The organism is Luteibacter sp. 3190 (genome assembly GCF_031456385.1).
In the GTDB taxonomy this organism is placed as follows: domain Bacteria; phylum Pseudomonadota; class Gammaproteobacteria; order Xanthomonadales; family Rhodanobacteraceae; genus Luteibacter.
Map to the genome: position 1 here is coordinate 93,455 of NZ_JAVDUO010000001.1, position 17,222 is coordinate 110,676.

Sequence of the window (17,222 nt, forward strand, 5' to 3'; positions counted from 1 at the left end):
TCCTCCCTGGCGATGGGCGGATCGTAGCAATTCGCGGCAGGACGCGCCCGACGCCGTTTTCGCTACGCGCCCTTCAATAGCGGGAGGTTCCCCGGCATCCGTCCGCCGGGATTGAAAGTAGTATCGCGCCACGTTATTATCGAGTGGCGATACTAGTCATGATCGTTTCTTTCGGCGACGAGGAGACTCGCGATGTGTGGCTCGGCCGGTACTCGCGGCGTTGGTCGAATATCCGGTCTTCCGCGATACGCCGCCTGGCGATGCTCAATCGGGCAGCGACGCTCGACGACCTGCGCCTCCCTCCGTCGAACCACCTGAAGCCGCTCAGGGGCGATCGGTCGGGACAGTACAGCGTGCGGATCAACGATCAGTACCGCATCTGCTTCCTGTGGGCCGATGGGCATGCCCATGACGTCCGCATCGTCGACTATCACTGACAGGACCCCGTGATGCGCGAGTTTCCGTTCCCCCATCCTGGCGAAGTGCTCGAGGAAGAGTTCCTCAAACCCCTCGCGTTGACCAAGTACAGGCTGGCGAAGGCCATCGACGTGCCAGCCGCTCGTATCGGCGAGATCATCGCGGGCCGACGGGCCATCACCGCCGATACGGGCCTTCGCCTGTCGCGCTTCTTCGGCCTGTCCGACTGGTACTGGACGGGACTGCAGCACGACTACGACCGCGAGATGACGCGTCAGGCCATGGCCGACACGCTCGCCGCGATCGTTCCCCTTGCGGAGCTGTCGAAAGGCGATGCCGGCGCAAGGCGCGCCGGCCGGGCCGCCCCGCCTGCCAAACGGCCGCCCAGGGTTTAAGCTGGGCGCCTTCGACCCCAGATCCGGGGTTCCCATGAATTGTTGCCGGCAGACCCGATGGATTCCCTGATTTCGCTCGCCGAACGCCGCCTGCTCACCCCGGGCGGACTGGCCTCCACCGACCTGGATCGCGTGTTCTCCCAGCTCATGGGGCCGTCGATCGATGCGGCCGACCTGTATTTCCAGCATTCGCGCAGCGAATCGTGGGTGCTCGAAGAGGGCATCGTGAAGGACGGTAGCCACTCGATCGAGCAGGGCGTCGGGGTCCGGGCGATCTCGGGCGAGAAAACCGGCTTCTCGTACTCCGACGAAATCGTGCTTCCGCAGCTGCTCGAGGCGTCGCGCGCGGCGCGGGCCATCGCGCAGGGCGGGGCGGGTGCGGGCAAGCCGCTCTCCCTCGCCACCGGTCGCGGCCTTTATCCCGCCATCGATCCGGTGGAGAGCCTGCCGAACGAAGAGAAGATCGCGCTGCTGCGCGAAGTGGATGCCTACGCCCGCTCGCGCGATCCGCGGGTGAAGCAGGTGGTCGTCAGCCTCGCGGCCACGATGGATACCATCCTCGTCGCGGGCTCCGACGGCACGCTCGCGGCCGACGTGCGTCCGCTCGTGCGGCTGAACGTTCAGGTGATCGCCGAGCAGAACGGCCGTCGCGAGCAGGGTCATTCGGGTGGTGGCGGCCGCTATGGCTATCGCGAGCTGATCGAGAACGGCCGCGCGCACGCGTTCGCCGAGGAGGCCGTGCGCCAGGCGCTGGTCAACCTCGACGCCGTGGACGCGCCCGCGGGCAGCATGACCGTGGTCCTCGGGCCCGGCTGGCCTGGCGTGCTCCTGCACGAGGCCATCGGGCACGGCCTGGAAGGCGACTTCAATCGCAAGGGCAGCTCGGCGTTCGCCGGCCGCATCGGCCAGCGCGTGGCGGCCGAGGGTGTCACGGTCGTCGACGACGGCACGCTGCCGGGTCGGCGCGGTTCGCTCAGCATCGACGACGAGGGCACGCCGACGGAGTGCACCACGCTCATCGAGAACGGCATCCTCAAGGGCTACATGCAGGACAAGCTCAACGCCCGCCTGATGGGCGTGAAGTCGACCGGCAACGGCCGGCGCGAATCGTTCGCGCAGCTGCCGATGCCGCGCATGACGAACACCTACATGCTCGCCGGCAATCGCGAGCCCGAGGAAATCATCCGGTCGGTGAAGCGCGGCCTCTACGCCGTGAACTTCGGTGGCGGCCAGGTGGACATCACGAACGGCAAGTTCGTGTTCTCCGCGAGCGAGGCCTACCTGATCGAGGACGGCAAGGTGACGCGCCCGGTGAAGGGCGCGACGCTCGTCGGCTCGGGCCCGGACGTGCTGACGCGCGTCTCGATGATCGGCAACGACCTCGCTCTCGACGAAGGCGTGGGCGTCTGCGGCAAGGACGGCCAGAGCGTGCCGGTCGGCGTCGGTCAGCCGACCCTGCGCGTGGATGGCATGACGGTCGGCGGCACGGCCGCCTGACGGCATGCCGGGCCGGGGTACGGAGCCGTCGCGAAATTGACGCGTGACGCTAAATGCGCGCCGCGTAACGACTTCCCACCCCGCAGCGCAAGGAATGGCGTCTTGTCCATTCCTGCTGCGTGGCGACAAAGCGGACCCACGTCACGGAACGCGAACGCGCGGCAAGAAATTTCTTAGCAATACCTCTTTTTAGTATTGTGGGTGTCATGGCCTGGGCGGATCATCCGCCCCGACAGCGTATGGACGGCTAAACCCGGGGTAGCGGGTTCGAACGGTCCACTCATCGTGAAACGACCCGTGAAGTCGCCGGCGACCCGTTCGCCGGCTTACGGCGTCGTGCGCGCTGCGAAAAGTCGCTGCTTACCAACGTGGCTCAAACAGGGGACCTAAACCCAATGAAGCGACATCCCGCATCACCCCCGCGTCCGCGGCGAACGAGGCTGTCCGCCCTGTTCTCCGTGGCGTTCCTGGGCGTGACCGCGACGGCCCAGGCCGTCACGCTCGCGCCTTCGGACCGCCAGGACATCAACCTCGGCGCGCAGCCGTGGAAGTACACCAAACAGGCGATCAAGAATCCGAACGACCCGGTGGTCTACGCGCCGTTGCCGAACGGCGACGATGGCGCCGCGGTCAATTTCGACGACAGCAAGTGGCTCACGGTCGGCCTGCCGCACGCGGCGAACGATTTCACCACCTTCATCAACCAGGAATCCGGCGGTGGCCAGGGCAGCCTGGACGGCGAGACCAGCTGGTATCGCACCACGCTCGCCGACTCCGCGTCCTACCGCGGCAAGAAGGTGATGGTGGAGTTCGAGGGTGCGCACACGGGCGACCGCGTGTACATCAACGGACGCTTCATCCCCGGTACCGGCGTGCTGAACCAGGCGGGCCAGGTCGACGCGCAGGCGACGCACGTGATCGGCTTCGTGCCGCACATCGTCGACCTGACGCCGTTCCTGAAGTTCGACGGCACCGACGTCCTGGCGGTCAAGGTCGCCCGCGGTGGCGGCTTCTTCGAGGATCCCGGCTTCTCGGGCTCCTTCCGCTTCGGCCAGGCCGAGTCGGGCATCTTCCGCCCGGTGAAGCTGCACGTGACGAATTTCGTGCACATCCCGGAAAACGTGTACGCGGGTCAGAACACCTGGGGCACGTACGTCGGCACGCAGGCGATCAGCGCCGACCACAAGCAGGCCACGATCCGCGTGCAGACCAACGTCGTCAACGAGACGGCGGCAGCGCAGGAAGTGACGCTGACCACGCAGATCGTCGACGCCAACGGCAACGTGGTGGCGACGGATCAGAAGCAGGCGACGCTCGCCCCGCACGTGATTCCCGGCGACGAGAAGCCCGTGTTCGACGAGACGCTGACGGTCAACAACCCGACGCTCTGGTATCCGAACAACAGCCTCGACGGCAAGCCGTACATGTACAAGGTGCTCCACACGGTGAGCATCGACGGCACGGTGGTGGATGCGAAGCAGAGCACGCTCGGCATCCGCACGATCACCTGGGACAAGGATTTCCCGTACGTCAACGGCAAGAAGCAGTACACCTGGGGCGGCTCCGGCCGTTACGACTATCCCGGCCTCGGCTCGTCCGTGCCGGAAGAGCAGCAGTGGCGCGACCTGCGCGACCTGGCGGCGGCGGGCGGTAACCTCTGGCGCCCCGGCCACTCGCCTTCGAGCCCGGAGTTCGTGGAAGCGGCCGACGCGCTCGGCGTGTTCATCGTCCAGCCCAGCGGCGACGGCGAGAACGGCTTCGCCGATCCCTGCAAGGCCGGCGACACGCAGTGCGCGAACATGTGGACGATCAAGCGCGAGGTCCATCGCGACATCGTGATCCGCGATCGCAGCCATCCGTCGATCCTGGCGTGGGAGCACAACAACGGCGTGATGTATACGCCGTTCGCGCAGGAACTGCGCACGCTCGCGCGCAACTGGGATTCGATCGCGCCCCGCGCCGCGGCCGACCGCACGCCGAACGCGGCGAACGGCGACATCCTCAGCTGTTCGAAGGCCGGTTGCGAGACCAACCTGCACCAGACCACGCCGAACAAGCCCGCCTGGGGCGCGGAGTACTGGGGCGACGGCGTGCTGCGTCATTCGTACGACCTCGAACTGGCGTTCGCGCTGAACTACCTCGTGCCGTATTCGGAGGCCCGCAAGGCCGGCACGTTCGGCATGGCGCAGTGGTACTTCGCCGATACCCCGGGTGAGACCGTCGAGCTGGCCGATGGCCTGGAAGACGATACCCATTGGGTGTACGGGTACAAGAACGGCGCCATCGACCACAACGCGGACGGCACGCCGGTCAAGCAGTTCCGGCACAACGCCCGTGGAAACAACGCGTCGATGACCGACGCGAACCGTTTCCCGCGCATGCTGTATTACATCTACCAGTCCGTGTGGGTGCCTTACGACCTGCGCCCGGTAGTGAAGCTCGCCAACCACTGGAACCGCACGGGCAACATCACCGTCAGCGCGTTCAGCAACTGCCCGAAGGTGCGTCTGCTGATCAACGGTGTGCCGCAAGGCAACGATCAGACGCCCAATCCGTGGGACACCATCGACAAGGTGTCGCAGGATGCGGAGAACGGCCCCCGCGATACGCGCACGGGTCGCATCGTCGGTGCGGACGTCGCGCAGAAGACGACGAAGCTGCCGGGCCAGGTCCATTGGGACGTGACGTGGCAGGCCGGCACCGCGGTCGCGCAGTGCATCGACACCGTGGGCAACGTCCGCAAGGACGCCAATGGGCTCGACGTCGCCGATACGCTGACCACGGCGGGCACCGCCGACCACATCGAGCTCGAAGTGGTGAACACGAAGGATCCGATCGTCCGTCCGGACGGCTCGGCCTTCCAGATCACCGCGAACGGTTCCGACGCGGCCTTCATCGTCGCGCGCGTGGTGGACAAGAACGGCAACTGGGTGCCGACGGCATCGCAGAAGGTGACGTTCGACGTCGACAGCGGCGCGTCGCTGGTGACCTTCAACGGCGGCACGCAGCAGTACGTGGACTACAGCGCCGGCGAGGTGCCGGACCAGGGCGGCGGTATCGCCGAGCCGATCCATTCGTACCACTCGCCGGGCTCGCATGAGCTGCAGTTCGAAGGCGGCCTGCAGAAGATCGCGCTGCGCACGAAGTTCACGACGGGTACCGTGACGGTCAGCGCTTCGGCGCCGGGCCTCGTCGCGGGCCATACGTCGTTCACCATCCAGTCCGTGCCGAAGGCGCCGACGACCTCCGGTCCGCCGTCGGTCATCGCCAATCCGGTCGACGACAACGTCACCGTCGGCGACACCGGCCACTTCTCCGTGACGGCGTCCGGCGCCCCGCCGCTGACGTTCACCTGGAAGAAGAACGGCGTCGAGATCCCCGGCGCGACGACGGCGAGCTACACGACGCCGGCGACCACGCTCGCGGACAATGGCGCGGTCTATACCGTGGTCGTGCACGGCCAGGGGCCGGACCAGGAATCGACGCCGGCCCGCCTCGGCGTGTTCGCGTTCTCGCCGGTGGTCATCTCGGCGCAGCCCGCGTCGCAGAACGTCGACGCCGGCCAGTCGGCACGCTTCGCCGTGACGGCCTCCGGTTCGCCGAAGGTGAAGTACCAGTGGTACGTCGACGGCGTCGCGATTCCCAACGCCACCTCGACGAGCTACGAGACGGGTACGCTCTCCACGGCCGACAATGCGAAGAAGTTCGAAGTGCTCGTGAGCAACTCGAACAGCCAGCAGAAGTCGAACGTGGCGACGCTGACCGTCAATGCCGCCCGTCCGCCGGTCCTCACCGGTAACCTGGCCGACGTTCGCGCCAACCCGGGCCAGCCGGCGACGTTCGACGCGTCGAACATCGTGGCGGGTACCACGCCGTACCACTACAAGTGGTCGCACGACGGCCAGCCGGTCGGCGACGACCTGCCCACGCTGACCATCGGCGCGGTGCAGCTGTCCGACGTCGGCTCGTACAGCGTGACGGTCTCCAACATCGTCGACGGCGCTACCGTCACGGCGACGGCGAAGCTCACCCTGGCTCCGCCGGGCGCGAACCTCGCCCGCCAGAAGCAGACGCTGTCCACGGAAGTGGAGAACGTGCAGGGCACGCCGGCATGGGCGGCCGTCGACGGCGACGCCACGACGCGCTGGGCCTCGAAGCAGAAGGTCGACGACGCGTACATCACCGTCGACCTGGGCAGCTCGCGCACGTTCAACCGCGTGGTGCTGAAGTGGGAGAACGCGCACGCGACCGAGTACAAGATCCAGTATTCGGACAACCCGGACTCGGGTTTCAAGGACGCGTACCACAACACGGCGAGCGTCGGCGGCACCGAGGACGTCACGTTCGAGGCGCCGGTCACCGGTCGCTATGTCCGCATGCAGGGCGTCAAGCGCTCGACCGACTACGGCTATTCGCTGTACGAGTTCGAGGTGTACAACTCGGCCGGTTGCTGCGGCGCGAGCGAACGCTACACCACCACGTCCGGCTCGAAGTTCGTGACCGATACGCTCAGTGGGCTGGTCTGGGACCGCGTGCAGCGTGGCTACCAGGACCAGGGCGCGCAGTTCACGCAGTCGGTCGCCATCACCGAGTGCGCGAAGGACAGCATGCGCCTTCCGACCGTGGCGGAAGCGCTGGCCATCAGCGGCCAGAACTACTCCACCGCCGCGTTCCCGGGCGCCTGGACGACCTGGACCGAAGGCAAGGACCCGACGGATGCGACGTACGCGTTCGTGGTCAGCTCGCTCGGCGTGAAGAGCCGTGCCGTCGCGGAGAACAACCCGGGCCACGTCCTCTGCGTGAAGGGCACGAAGGTCGTCGCTCCGGCGATCACCGCGCAGCCCGCGAACCAGAAGGCGGGCGTGGGTCGTTCGGCGCACTTCGCCGTGACGGCGTCGGGCGTGGGTCCGCTCTCGTACGACTGGTACAACGTGAGTAAGGACGCCGACGGCCTCGACGTCGAAACGCTGCTCTCGAGCACCGCCGACGGCACCTATGCGACGCCGGCGCTCGTCGCGGCCAACAACGGCGCGCGTCTGCGCGTGAAGGTCGTCAGCGCCCAGGGCCTGTCGACCACCAGCGACGACACGTTCCTCACGGTCGACAACAGCGACGCCGGTTTCGACCCGGTGTTCGGTGCGCCCGTCGCGCAGCAGCCGGGCCAGCCCGGCGACGGCGACAATGGCGGCGACAATGGCGGTGGCAACCCGCCGAGCCCGGGCACGCCCGGCGACGGCAAGGGTGGCGTGAACATCGCCCTCGGCGCGAAGACGACGTCGCATGTCGATCCGGAACGTGGCGACCTGGACGCGTCCATGGCCACCGACGGCAAGTTCGACACGCGCTGGAGCTCGAAGGGCAAGGTCGATCCGACCGACCTCGTCGTCGACTTCGGTACGGCGAAGACGTTCGACCACGTGATCATGCGCTGGGAGAACGCCGCGTCGGCGAAGTACACGATCGATGTGTCCAACGACGGCGAATCGTGGCAGACCGTGGCCGGCCCGATCACGGGCAAGGGCGGCGTCGATACGCAGACGTTCGCCGTGCAGACGGCCCGTTTCGTCCGCATGAACAGCACGGCCCGCACCACGGACTACGGCAATTCGTTGTGGGAGTTCGAGGTGTACCAGGCGGCCGCGCCGCAGCAGCCCGAGAAGGGCGACCAGGATGCGGGCGAACCGCAGCAGCCGGACCACGCCGTGCCGTCCACCGGCAACCTCGCGCTCAAGCGTGCGGTGGTCGCGTCCGATACCGAGAACGCCGTGGCGTTCAAGGCGGACAACGCCAACGACGGCGACGGCGGCTCGCGCTGGTCGTCCGCGTTCAGCGACGACCAGTGGATCCAGGTCGACCTGGGTTCGGTGAAGACGATCGGCAAGGTGGTGCTCTCGTGGGAGAACGCGCATGCGCTCGCCTACCGCATCGACGTGTCGATCGACGGCAAGACCTGGAACGTCGCGTACGACGAGGAGAACAGCCAGGGCGGTATCGAAACCGTCACCTTCCCGTCGGTCTCGGCGCGGTACGTGCGCATGCAGGGCCTGAAGCGCTCCAGCGCCTACGGCTATTCGCTGTGGGAGATGGGCGTGTATGCCGCCAGCGGCGACGGCGACACCGGCACGCAGCCGGACAACCCGGGCGCCAACGATCCGGCACAGGGCTTCGACTATGTGACGTATCCGGGCTACATCGGCACGCAGCTGCGCAACACGACGAACGGCAAGTGGCGCGACGACCAGATCTTCGTGGCCGTCATCGGCCGCGACCCGGCGTCGAAGGTGTTCTCGTGGGTCAAGCCGGACGGCACGTTGATCGCCGCTTCGGAGACCGACAACGATGCCAGCGGCCACCTCACCAAGAACGGTCAGAACTACTCGAACTACTTCTTCACGCTCGCGCAGGCCAAGCTGCTCAAGCTGCCGAAGATGGATTCGGGCCGGATCTTCGTCTCGGTCGGTGAACCGATGTACATCAAGATCCTGAAGGCCGCCGATGGTTCGATCGGCTTCGCGGGCCCCAACCCGCTCAACGCCACCGACCCGAACATCGGCGTGTACTACGACTGGTACGAGTTCACCTGGAACGACAACGCCATCTTCATCAACACGACGCAGGTCGATCAGTTCTCGATCCCGCTGTCGCTCGATGTGTTCGGCGGCGACAAGTCCAGGCACGAGTCGTCGGGCATCACGCAGACGCGTGCGCAGATCTTCGCCCAGTACAACCAGGAGGTCCCGGCCGAGTTCCAGCTGGCCGAAGCCGATCCGATCCGGATCCTGGCACCGGGCAAGGCCGCGTTCGACGCCGGCAAGCCGCAGGAGCACTACTTCGACGCGTACATCGACCAGTCGTGGGCGTATTACGAGAACCACGTGCTGCAGATGACGATCGGCGCCAAGCAGTTCGAAGGCACCGTCGTGGACGGCGTGCTGACCTTCGTCCACACCAACTGGGCGCAGACGAAGGAGCCGGACGAGGCGGAAGGCATGCTCTTCAAGGTGGAGAAGCCGACCACGCAGGCCGTGCTCGAAGGCAAGGACCAGCTCGCCCGCTCGCACGATCCGTGGGGCGTGGAAGGCCAGCTCGAAGCGCAGATCTGCGCCGCGTTCAACCGTCACGTCATGGAAGACACCAGCAGCTGGAAGGATCCGGGTGCGTTCTACCAGCAGTCGCCGGCGAACTACTATTCGCGCTTCTGGCACCTGCACGGTGTGAACGGCAAGGCGTACGGCTTCGCGTACGACGATGTTTCGGACCAGAGCTCGACGCTGATCGAGACCCAGCCGGAGCATCTCGAACTCGGGATCGGTTGGTAAGCCGGTAACACGGTGAAGAAGAAAGGGCGGTGGAGAAATCCACCGCCCTTTTTCTTTGCCCGGATCGTAGGAGCGCGCCCTGCGCGCGACATCTTCTCGCGGGGCGCTCAGGCCCTGTTGCTCACGGCCCCAACGGCGTTGCGCAGTTATTCGCCTGCCGGACGAGCGAGCGCAGGTGGCGGTCAAAGCGCGGATCGTAGGAGCGCGCCCTGCGCGCGACATCTTCTCGCGAGGCGCTCAGGCCCTGTCGCTCACGGCTCCAACGGCGTCGCCACCGCGCGGTTCTTCGCGTGGCGGACGATCGAGCGCATGTGCTCGCAGTCAAAGCGCGGATCGTAGGAGCGCGCCCTGCGCGCGACATCTTCTCGCGGGGCGCTCACCCCTGTTGCTCATGGCTCCAACGGCGTCGCGCGCAAGGCGCGCTCCTACGGCGTTGCCGTCGCGCGGTTATTCGCCAGCCGACGCCTCGAGTTCCTTCAGGATCCGGTAGATCTCGCGGAAGGCGTGCAGCGGCTTGTTCGCCTCGCGCTCCGCCTTCGCCTGGCGGACGAGCGAGCGCAGGTGCTGGCGGTCGAGGTTCGGGTGTTCGTCGAACAGTTCGCCGAGGGCCACGTCGCCGCCTTCCAGCAGGCGTTCGCGACGCGCTTCGAGGCGGTGCATGTGAGCGGCTTCCTGGCGCTGGCGATCGCGGTCTTCGCCGAGCGCGGCGCGCGCGTCGACGAACGCTTCGTCGCCGTGCCGGCGCATCTGCTTGGCGAGGAACGCGAGCTGGCGCTTGCGCGCGATGTGCGAGGTCACCTTACGCGTGCGGCCGATCTCGTCGACGATGTCCTCGGGCAGGTTGAGCTTCGGGATGCGGCTGGGCGGGAGCTCCACCAGCTGGCCCGCCAGCTTGAGGATGTCGAGCGCGTTGCGGCGCTTTTCGCTGCGGCTGGGGCCGAGGTCCTCGTCGTCCTCGTCGCGCGGACGGTCGTCGAAAGGCTTCATGGGAGAAGATCCGTGATGGACTGGAAGTCCGCCTCGCGCTCGAACGCGAAGCGGGGGAACGTCTTGCCGTCGCGCTCGACGGTTTCGGCGAACATGGCGGCGGGGCGCACCCAGAGGCGGCGCTGGTCGTAGAGGTCCTGGTAGATCACCATTTCCTCCATCGTTTCGCTATGCAGGGACGTTCCCAGCACGCGGTAGGGCATGCCCTTGAAGTGGCGGTAGTAGCCGACACGGACGCTCATTCGTGGATTCCATGGCACCATGGACGGTGCATTGCTTTTGATCGGACGACGCGACCCCATGTTTCCGGGGATGGCCGCGTACGGCCGACTATTCTAACCCTCTGCCCCCGGGAAGCCCACGTGAGCCAAGTTGCCGCCCTCGACACCAGCCACCAGGACCTCGACCGCCTCGCCAGCCTGGCGGAGGACACCATCCGCCGGGCGCGCGCCGCGGGCGCGACCCAGGCCGAGGTGTCCGCGAGCGTCGACGTCGGGCTGAACGTGAACGTGCGGCTGGGCGAGGTGGAGACGGTGGAGCACACGCGCGACCGCGGTTTCGCCCTCACCGTGTACTTCGGTCAGCGCAAGGGCTCCGCCAGCACGGCCGATCTGAACCCGGATTCGATCCAGGCCACCATCGAACAGGCCTGCGCGATCGCCCGCTTCACCGAGGAAGACCCGGCCGCCGGCCTCGCGGACGCCGACCGCATGGCCACGGCGTTCCCGGACCTCGACCTCTGGCACCCGTGGGACCTCGACGTGGACAGCGCGATCGCGCTCGGCCGGGACATCGAGGACGCGGGCCGGGCCGTCGCGGGCATCACGAATTCGGACGGCTCCAGCGTCAACGCGGGGCAGAGCCTCTCGGTGTACGCCAATTCGCACGGCTTCCTCGGTCGCGAGCGGGGCACCCGCCATTCGCTTTCGGTGGCCCTGATCGCGGGCGACGACGAGGGCATGCAGCGCGACTACTGGTACGACAGCCAGCGCAGCGCCGACGATTTCATGCCGGCCGCCGAGATCGGTCGCAAGGCCGCCGAGCGCACGCTCTCGCGCCTCGACGCGCGCCGCCTCGGCACGCGGCAGGCGCCGGTCCTGTTCGCGCCGGAGGTGGCGCGTTCGCTGATCGGGCATCTTCTCGGCGCGGTCAGCGGCGGTTCGCTGTACCGGCGGTCGAGCTTCCTGCTCGATCACGCGGGCAAGCAGATCCTGCCGTCCTGGTTCCGCATCGACGAGAAGCCGCTCGTGCCGCGCGGCCTGGGCTCGTCGGTGTTCGATGCCGAAGGCGTCGCGACGGTGGACGCGCCGCTGGTGGTCGACGGCGTGCTCCAGCGCTACATCCTCGGGAGCTACTCGGCACGCAAGCTGGGTCTGTCGAGCACCGGCAACGCCGGCGGCGTCCACAATCTCTACGTGAAGACCGGCGACGACGACTTCGCCGGGATGCTGCGCCGACTCGGCACCGGCCTGCTGGTGACCGAGGTCATGGGGCAGGGCGTGTCCATCGTCACCGGCGACTACTCGCGCGGCGCATCGGGCTTCTGGGTCGAAAACGGCCAGATCGCCTACCCGGTGGAGGAGATCACGATCGCCGCCAACCTTCGCGACATGTACGCGAACCTGGTGGCCGTGGGGGCGGACGTCGACCGCCGGTCGCACATCCTCACCGGCTCCTGGCTCATCGAGAAGATGACGATCGCCGGCGAGTGACGGGCATGTGCCTTCCGTCGTCTTGACAGGCGACGGGGCGGCACCGACAGTGGGCGCGACATCGCCCACGGAGTTCCGCCATGAGTACGCCGTCCGATCAGATCCCGCCGTCGCCGCCGCCGGCCCCGCCGCCCTACGAGCCGACCGGCGCCGCCGTTTCCAGTACCGACGACAAGAACATCGCGATGCTGACCCATCTTTCGGGGATCATCTTCAGCATCATCGTCCCGCTCATCGTCTGGCTGATGCACAAGGACCGGGCCGACAAGGCCTACCTGGTGACCGAGGCGAAGGAAGCCCTGAACTTCCAGATCACGGTGCTCATCGGCTACGTGATCTGCTGGGTGCTCGCGTTCGTCATCATCGGCGCCTTCCTGACCCCGCTGGTGTGGCTGTTCAACCTGGTCTTCTGCATCGTCGCGGCGATCCGCGTGAGCCAGAACGGCAGCTACCGTTACCCCTGGGTGCTGCGGCTCATTTCCTGACCGTCAACCTGTAGGAGCGGACCTGGCCGCGACAGCTTTTCGCCTCTGTTCCGGGTCTTGCGCGCCAGCTCGATGGCTTGCCGCGAAAAGCTGTCGCGGCCAGGTCCGTTCCCACCGTATGGCGCGCGAAAGGATCAGTGTCCGCGGGTGGCCGAATAGCGGGCGAGGTCCGCGAGCCATTCACCGCGCTGGCCCAGCGGCGAAATCGCCTCCAGCGCCTCGTCGACCAGTGACGTCAGGCGCGCACGCGACGCGTCGAGCCCGATGATCGACGGGAAAGTGGGCTTGTGGGCGGCGGCATCCTTGCCGGCGGTCTTGCCGATCACGGCGGATTCGCCCTCGACGTCGAGGATGTCGTCGCGCACCTGGAAAGCCAGGCCGACGGCGTGACCGTAGCGGTCGAGACGCGCGAACATCGATTCGTCGACGCATCCCGCCGCCAGCGCGCCGAGGCGGATCGAGGCGCGGATCAGCGCGCCGGTCTTGTATGCGTGCATGCGCTCCAGTTCGTCGAGCGACAGCTTGTGGCCGACGCCCGCGAGGTCGAAGGCCTGGCCGCCGGCCATGCCCTCCGCGCCGCACGCGGCACCCAGCGTGCGCAGCATGGCGATGCGCTGACGCGCGTCGTCGCCCTCGGGTGCGATGGCCAGCAGCTCGAACGCGAGCGCCTGCAGCGCGTCGCCCGCGAGGATCGCCATCGCCTCGCCGAACACGATGTGGCAGGTCGGCCGGCCGCGGCGCAGCGCGTCGTCGTCCATGGCGGGCAGGTCGTCGTGGACGAGCGAATAGGCGTGGATGATCTCGACGGCGCACGCGGGCGCGTCGAGGAGCGGTCCGTCATTGCCCAGCGCATGGCCCGCCGCGTAGACGAACAGGGGGCGCAACCGCTTGCCGCCGCCCAGCACCGCGTAACGCATGGCGCGGTGGAGGTCGGTGGGCGGGAGGTCTTCGGCGGGCAGCGCGCGCGCGAGCGCGTCGTCGGCCCGGCCGACCAGCGCCTTCAGCGGCGCCGGCAGGTCAGTCGATGCGGGAGTCAAAGGGTTCGGCGGTGTCGGGGGCTTCGGGGTCGAGAAGCAGGCGCACGCGCAGTTCCGCCTGCTCCAGCGCCGTCTGGCAGTGCCGGTAGAGGCCGATGCCGCGTTCGAACGACTTCAGGGATTCGTCGAGGCTGAGCTCCCCGCCTTCCATGCGCGTGACCAGCTGTTCGAGTTCGTCCAGCGAGTGCTCGAATTCGGCGATCGACGAGGCGGGCGCGGGGGTGGCGGGGGACTTCGGCATGGCCGCAAACGTAGCTCACATGGGCTTTGCGATCAATCGTCGCGATGCCACACCGGTGCGCCGCCGGCCTCGCCGAACAGCGCTTTTCCTTCGTCGCTCAGCCACCTGTCCGCCACGGCGACGAGGCGTCCGTCCCGTTCGACCAGCGGCATGCGCGAACGCTCCCAAGGAGGGATGCCCGCTTGCTGGAAGAGGTCGCGCAATTCACGGGTGTGGCGATCGCCGGTCGGGCGGAGGCGCTCCCCACCGCGCCGGTAGCGGACCGTCACCGCCTCGCCGAGGCGAGCGCCGCCGAGGGATAGCGTGCCCCCACCCGGAAGGGCGAGCGGTTCGCCGTGCCAGGCGCCGCTCCAGTCCTCGTCGAAGCCTGAGCGGCGACGCATCGGCCAGAGCCGGCCGCGCCAGACGCGGATCTCCGTGTCCTGCCAGCCGACGAGCGGCAGACGTTCCGCCGCGGCATCGCGGACCTGCGCTTCGAGTGTCTCGCGCTGCGCCGTCGTGGGCGCGGCAAGCCCGGCCTCGTGCAGCCAGTGATCGAGCAGCGGAGCGCGCTGCGCCAGCGGCAGGGCGAGCCATCCCGCGGCGTCCAGGGTGCCGTCGGCGTCGCGAAGCCCGTCCAGCGCGTCCATCCAGCCGTCGCGCAGGTGGTCGGCGGCATCCCGGCACAGCCGCGCGCTGTGCACGATGCTGCTGGCCGCGTGCGGCCAATGGGCGAGGAGGGCCGGCACGATCGTTCCGCGCAGGTAGGCGCGAGCGATCCGCGGATCCTCGTTCGACGGATCGTGCACCGTATCCAGCGCGGCGCCGGCGATGTGGTCGAGCAGGGCCGCGCGTGGCAGCGTGAGTAGCGGACGCCAGAGCATGCCCGCGCCCAGCGGACGCAGCTCGCGCATGCCGGCGAGCCCCTCCGGTCCCGCGCCACGCAGGAGTTTCAGCAGCACCGTCTCGACCTGGTCGTCGCGATGGTGGGCGAGCACGAGGCGCTCGCCTTCGTGCAAGGCACCGGCGAAGGCCGCGCGCCGCGCGCGGCGCGCGGCGGCTTCGACGCCCTCGCCACGACTGAAGTCCACCGTGACACGGATCGCTTCGAAGGGCACGTCGAGCGATTCGCAGAAGCGCCGGCAATGCAGCGACCACACGCCGCTCTCGGCATGCAGGCCGTGGTCGACGTGGAGCGCGCGCAGGCGTGGCCGAGGCGAGTGTCCCGCGAGGGCGTGGAGCAAAGCGGTGGAATCCGGGCCGCCGCTGTACGCGACGACGAGCGGTACGTCGCCGAGCTCGGCCAGCGCGGCGTCGAGGTGGTCGACGAGCGTGGTCATCGGGCCTTCGGTTTCACGCGCACGAAGGGATGCTTGCCGTTGCCGATCTGGCGGTCTTCCGTGTCGAACAGGCCGATCGCGTTGATCAGGCCGCTGAAGCGGGAGTACCCGTAGTCACGCGAGTCGAAGTCGGGCGAGCGCTTGTTGACGATGCCGCCGACGGTGCTGAGCGCCGCCCAGCCGTTCTCGTCGGACGCGGCGTCGATGGCGTTGCGCAGCAGGTTCATCAGCTTCGTGTCGCCACGCAATTCGTTCGCGGTCTTCTTCGCTTTCGGCTCTTCAGGCTCGCTCTCCACCGTGCCGACGAGGCGGTCGGTGTAGATGAACTTGTCGCAGGCGGAGACGAAGGGTTGTGGCGTCTTGCGTTCGCCGAAGCCGTAGACGGTGAGCCCGGCCTCGCGGATGCGCGAGGCCAGCCGCGTGAAGTCGCTGTCGCTGGATACGATGCAGAAGCCATCGAAACGCGCGGAGTAGAGCAGGTCCATCGCGTCGATGATCATCGCGGAGTCGGTCGCGTTCTTGCCCGAGGTGTACGCGAACTGCTGGATGGGCTGGATGGAGTGGTCGAGCAGGACGGCCTTCCACCCGCCCAGGTTGGGGCCCGTCCAGTCGCCGTAGATGCGCTTCACGTGCGCGGTGCCGAACTTCGCGACCTCGGCGAGCAGGCCATCCACGATGGCGGGGCGCGCGTTGTCCGCGTCGATCAGGACGGCGAGCTTGTCGGTGACGTCGTTGGCCATGGCGGCATCCCGTGAACGGTGATGCCGCCGATGGTACAGGTGCCGGAGCACCGGGGGCCGGTGCCTCAGCCTTCGGTGAAGGCGCCGTAGCCGCGGAGACGCTGGTAGCGCTTCTCCAGCAGGGTGTCGATGGGCAGCGCTTCGAGGGCGTCGAGCTCGTTCAGGAGCACGGCCTTCAGGCGCGTGGCCATCGACTGCGGGTTGCGATGGGCGCCGCCCAGCGGCTCGCGGACGATCTTGTCGATCAGGCCGTTCTCGAGGAGACGCGGCGCGGTCAGGCCCATGACTTCCGCGGCATCCTTCGCCTTGTCGGCGCTCTTCCAGAGGATCGACGCGCAGCCTTCCGGCGTGATCACCGAATAGGTGGAGTACTGGAGCATCAGCGTGCGATCGCCGACGCCGATCGCCAGCGCGCCGCCGGAACCGCCTTCGCCGGTGACCGTGCAGATCACGGGCACGCGCAGCTCGGCCATCTCCAGCAGATTGCGCGCGATGGCTTCCGACTGGCCACGCTCCTCGGCGTTGATGCCGGGCCAGGCGCCGGCCGTGTCGATGAAGGTGAAGACGGGAATCTCGAAACGCTCGGCCAGCTTGAACAGGCGCAGCGCCTTGCGATAGCCCTCCGGACGGGGCATGCCGAAGTTGCGCTTGACCTTGGTCTTCGTGTCGCGGCCCTTCTGGTGGCCGACGATCATGATCGAGCGGCCGTTGATGCGTGCGAGACCACCGACGATCGCCTGGTCGTCGGCGAACATGCGGTCGCCCTTGAGCTCGTGGAACTCCTCGCACATGCCCTGGATGTAATCGAGCGTGTACGGGCGCGCCGGATGGCGCGACACCTGGCTGACCTGCCACGGCGTGAGGTTGCGGAAGATCTCGGCGGTCTTCAGCTTGAGCTTTTCGCGAAGCCGGCCCACTTCCTCGTCGATGTTGAACGCCTGGCCGCTGCTGGCATGGCGAAGCTCTTCGATCTTCGCCTCCAGTTCTGCGATGGGTTGTTCGAAATCGAGGAAATTGGGATTCATGGAGTCGGCGCTTCGGACAAGACCGCTGATTATACCCAACTGCGAAAC

13 protein-coding genes are annotated in these 17,222 nt (G+C 67.6%); 6 read left to right on the top strand and 7 right to left on the bottom strand.

Translation table 11 applies throughout. From position 1 onward, the window contains the following. Window positions 1-158: 158 nt before the first annotated feature. From J2X58_RS00460 to J2X58_RS00475, 4 genes are all read left to right on the top strand, one after another. Entirely contained in the window at window positions 159-437 is a 279-nt protein-coding gene (locus J2X58_RS00460) for a type II toxin-antitoxin system RelE/ParE family toxin (protein ID WP_310045858.1), read from the top strand. A 12-nt stretch (window positions 438-449) separates the two neighbouring features. Continuing rightward, window positions 450-812 (top strand): HigA family addiction module antitoxin, encoded by a 363-nt coding sequence (locus J2X58_RS00465; RefSeq protein ID WP_310045859.1) that lies wholly within the window; start codon window positions 450-452, stop codon window positions 810-812. Between the two features lie 57 nt (window positions 813-869). Beyond that, entirely contained in the window at window positions 870-2,309 is a 1,440-nt protein-coding gene (gene tldD, locus J2X58_RS00470) for a metalloprotease TldD (RefSeq protein ID WP_090054850.1), read from the top strand. Window positions 2,310-2,704: 395 nt separating this feature from the next. Further along, window positions 2,705-9,628 carry a beta-1,3-glucanase family protein gene (locus J2X58_RS00475; protein WP_310045861.1) on the top strand — a complete coding sequence of 2,308 codons (6,924 nt, stop codon included), beginning with the start codon at window positions 2,705-2,707 and terminating at the stop codon, window positions 9,626-9,628. Window positions 9,629-10,075: 447 nt separating this feature from the next. On the opposite strand, the gene yjgA is transcribed toward J2X58_RS00475, so the two are convergent. Together yjgA and J2X58_RS00485 are read right to left on the bottom strand one after the other, a co-directional pair. Next, window positions 10,076-10,615, bottom strand: a complete 540-nt coding sequence (gene yjgA, locus J2X58_RS00480; protein ID WP_310045862.1) for a ribosome biogenesis factor YjgA — start codon at window positions 10,613-10,615, stop codon at window positions 10,076-10,078. Next, the gene (locus tag J2X58_RS00485) at window positions 10,612-10,857 is read right to left on the bottom strand and encodes a DUF1653 domain-containing protein (protein ID WP_090054844.1); all 246 of its coding nucleotides are present in this window, start codon (window positions 10,855-10,857) and stop codon (window positions 10,612-10,614) included. The genes yjgA and J2X58_RS00485 overlap by 4 nt, the downstream gene beginning before the upstream one ends. A 120-nt stretch (window positions 10,858-10,977) precedes the next feature. Between J2X58_RS00485 and pmbA the strand changes: the two genes are divergently transcribed. After that, on the top strand, window positions 10,978-12,327 hold the full coding sequence (pmbA, locus tag J2X58_RS00490; protein ID WP_310045864.1) for a metalloprotease PmbA: 1,350 nt from the start codon (window positions 10,978-10,980) through the stop codon (window positions 12,325-12,327). 80 nt (window positions 12,328-12,407) lie between these two features. Further along, window positions 12,408-12,812, top strand: a complete 405-nt coding sequence (locus tag J2X58_RS00495; protein ID WP_090054842.1) for a DUF4870 domain-containing protein — start codon at window positions 12,408-12,410, stop codon at window positions 12,810-12,812. A 134-nt stretch (window positions 12,813-12,946) separates the two neighbouring features. On the opposite strand, the gene ispA is transcribed toward J2X58_RS00495, so the two are convergent. The 5 genes from ispA to J2X58_RS00520 form a co-directional block, all read right to left on the bottom strand. Next, window positions 12,947-13,849 (bottom strand): (2E,6E)-farnesyl diphosphate synthase, encoded by a 903-nt coding sequence (ispA, locus tag J2X58_RS00500; protein ID WP_310045865.1) that lies wholly within the window; start codon window positions 13,847-13,849, stop codon window positions 12,947-12,949. Then, on the bottom strand, window positions 13,830-14,090 hold the full coding sequence (locus J2X58_RS00505) for an exodeoxyribonuclease VII small subunit (protein WP_090054838.1): 261 nt from the start codon (window positions 14,088-14,090) through the stop codon (window positions 13,830-13,832). Before J2X58_RS00505 ends, ispA begins: the two co-directional genes overlap by 20 nt. 32 nt (window positions 14,091-14,122) lie before the next feature. Beyond that, window positions 14,123-15,409: a tRNA lysidine(34) synthetase TilS gene (gene tilS / locus J2X58_RS00510; protein WP_310045866.1), complete on the bottom strand. Its 1,287-nt coding sequence runs from the start codon at window positions 15,407-15,409 to the stop codon at window positions 14,123-14,125. Then, window positions 15,406-16,149 carry an NYN domain-containing protein gene (locus J2X58_RS00515; RefSeq protein ID WP_310045867.1) on the bottom strand — a complete coding sequence of 248 codons (744 nt, stop codon included), beginning with the start codon at window positions 16,147-16,149 and terminating at the stop codon, window positions 15,406-15,408. Before J2X58_RS00515 ends, tilS begins: the two co-directional genes overlap by 4 nt. A 65-nt stretch (window positions 16,150-16,214) precedes the next feature. After that, the gene (locus tag J2X58_RS00520; protein ID WP_090054832.1) at window positions 16,215-17,174 is read right to left on the bottom strand and encodes an acetyl-CoA carboxylase carboxyltransferase subunit alpha; all 960 of its coding nucleotides are present in this window, start codon (window positions 17,172-17,174) and stop codon (window positions 16,215-16,217) included. Window positions 17,175-17,222 lie beyond the last annotated feature (48 nt).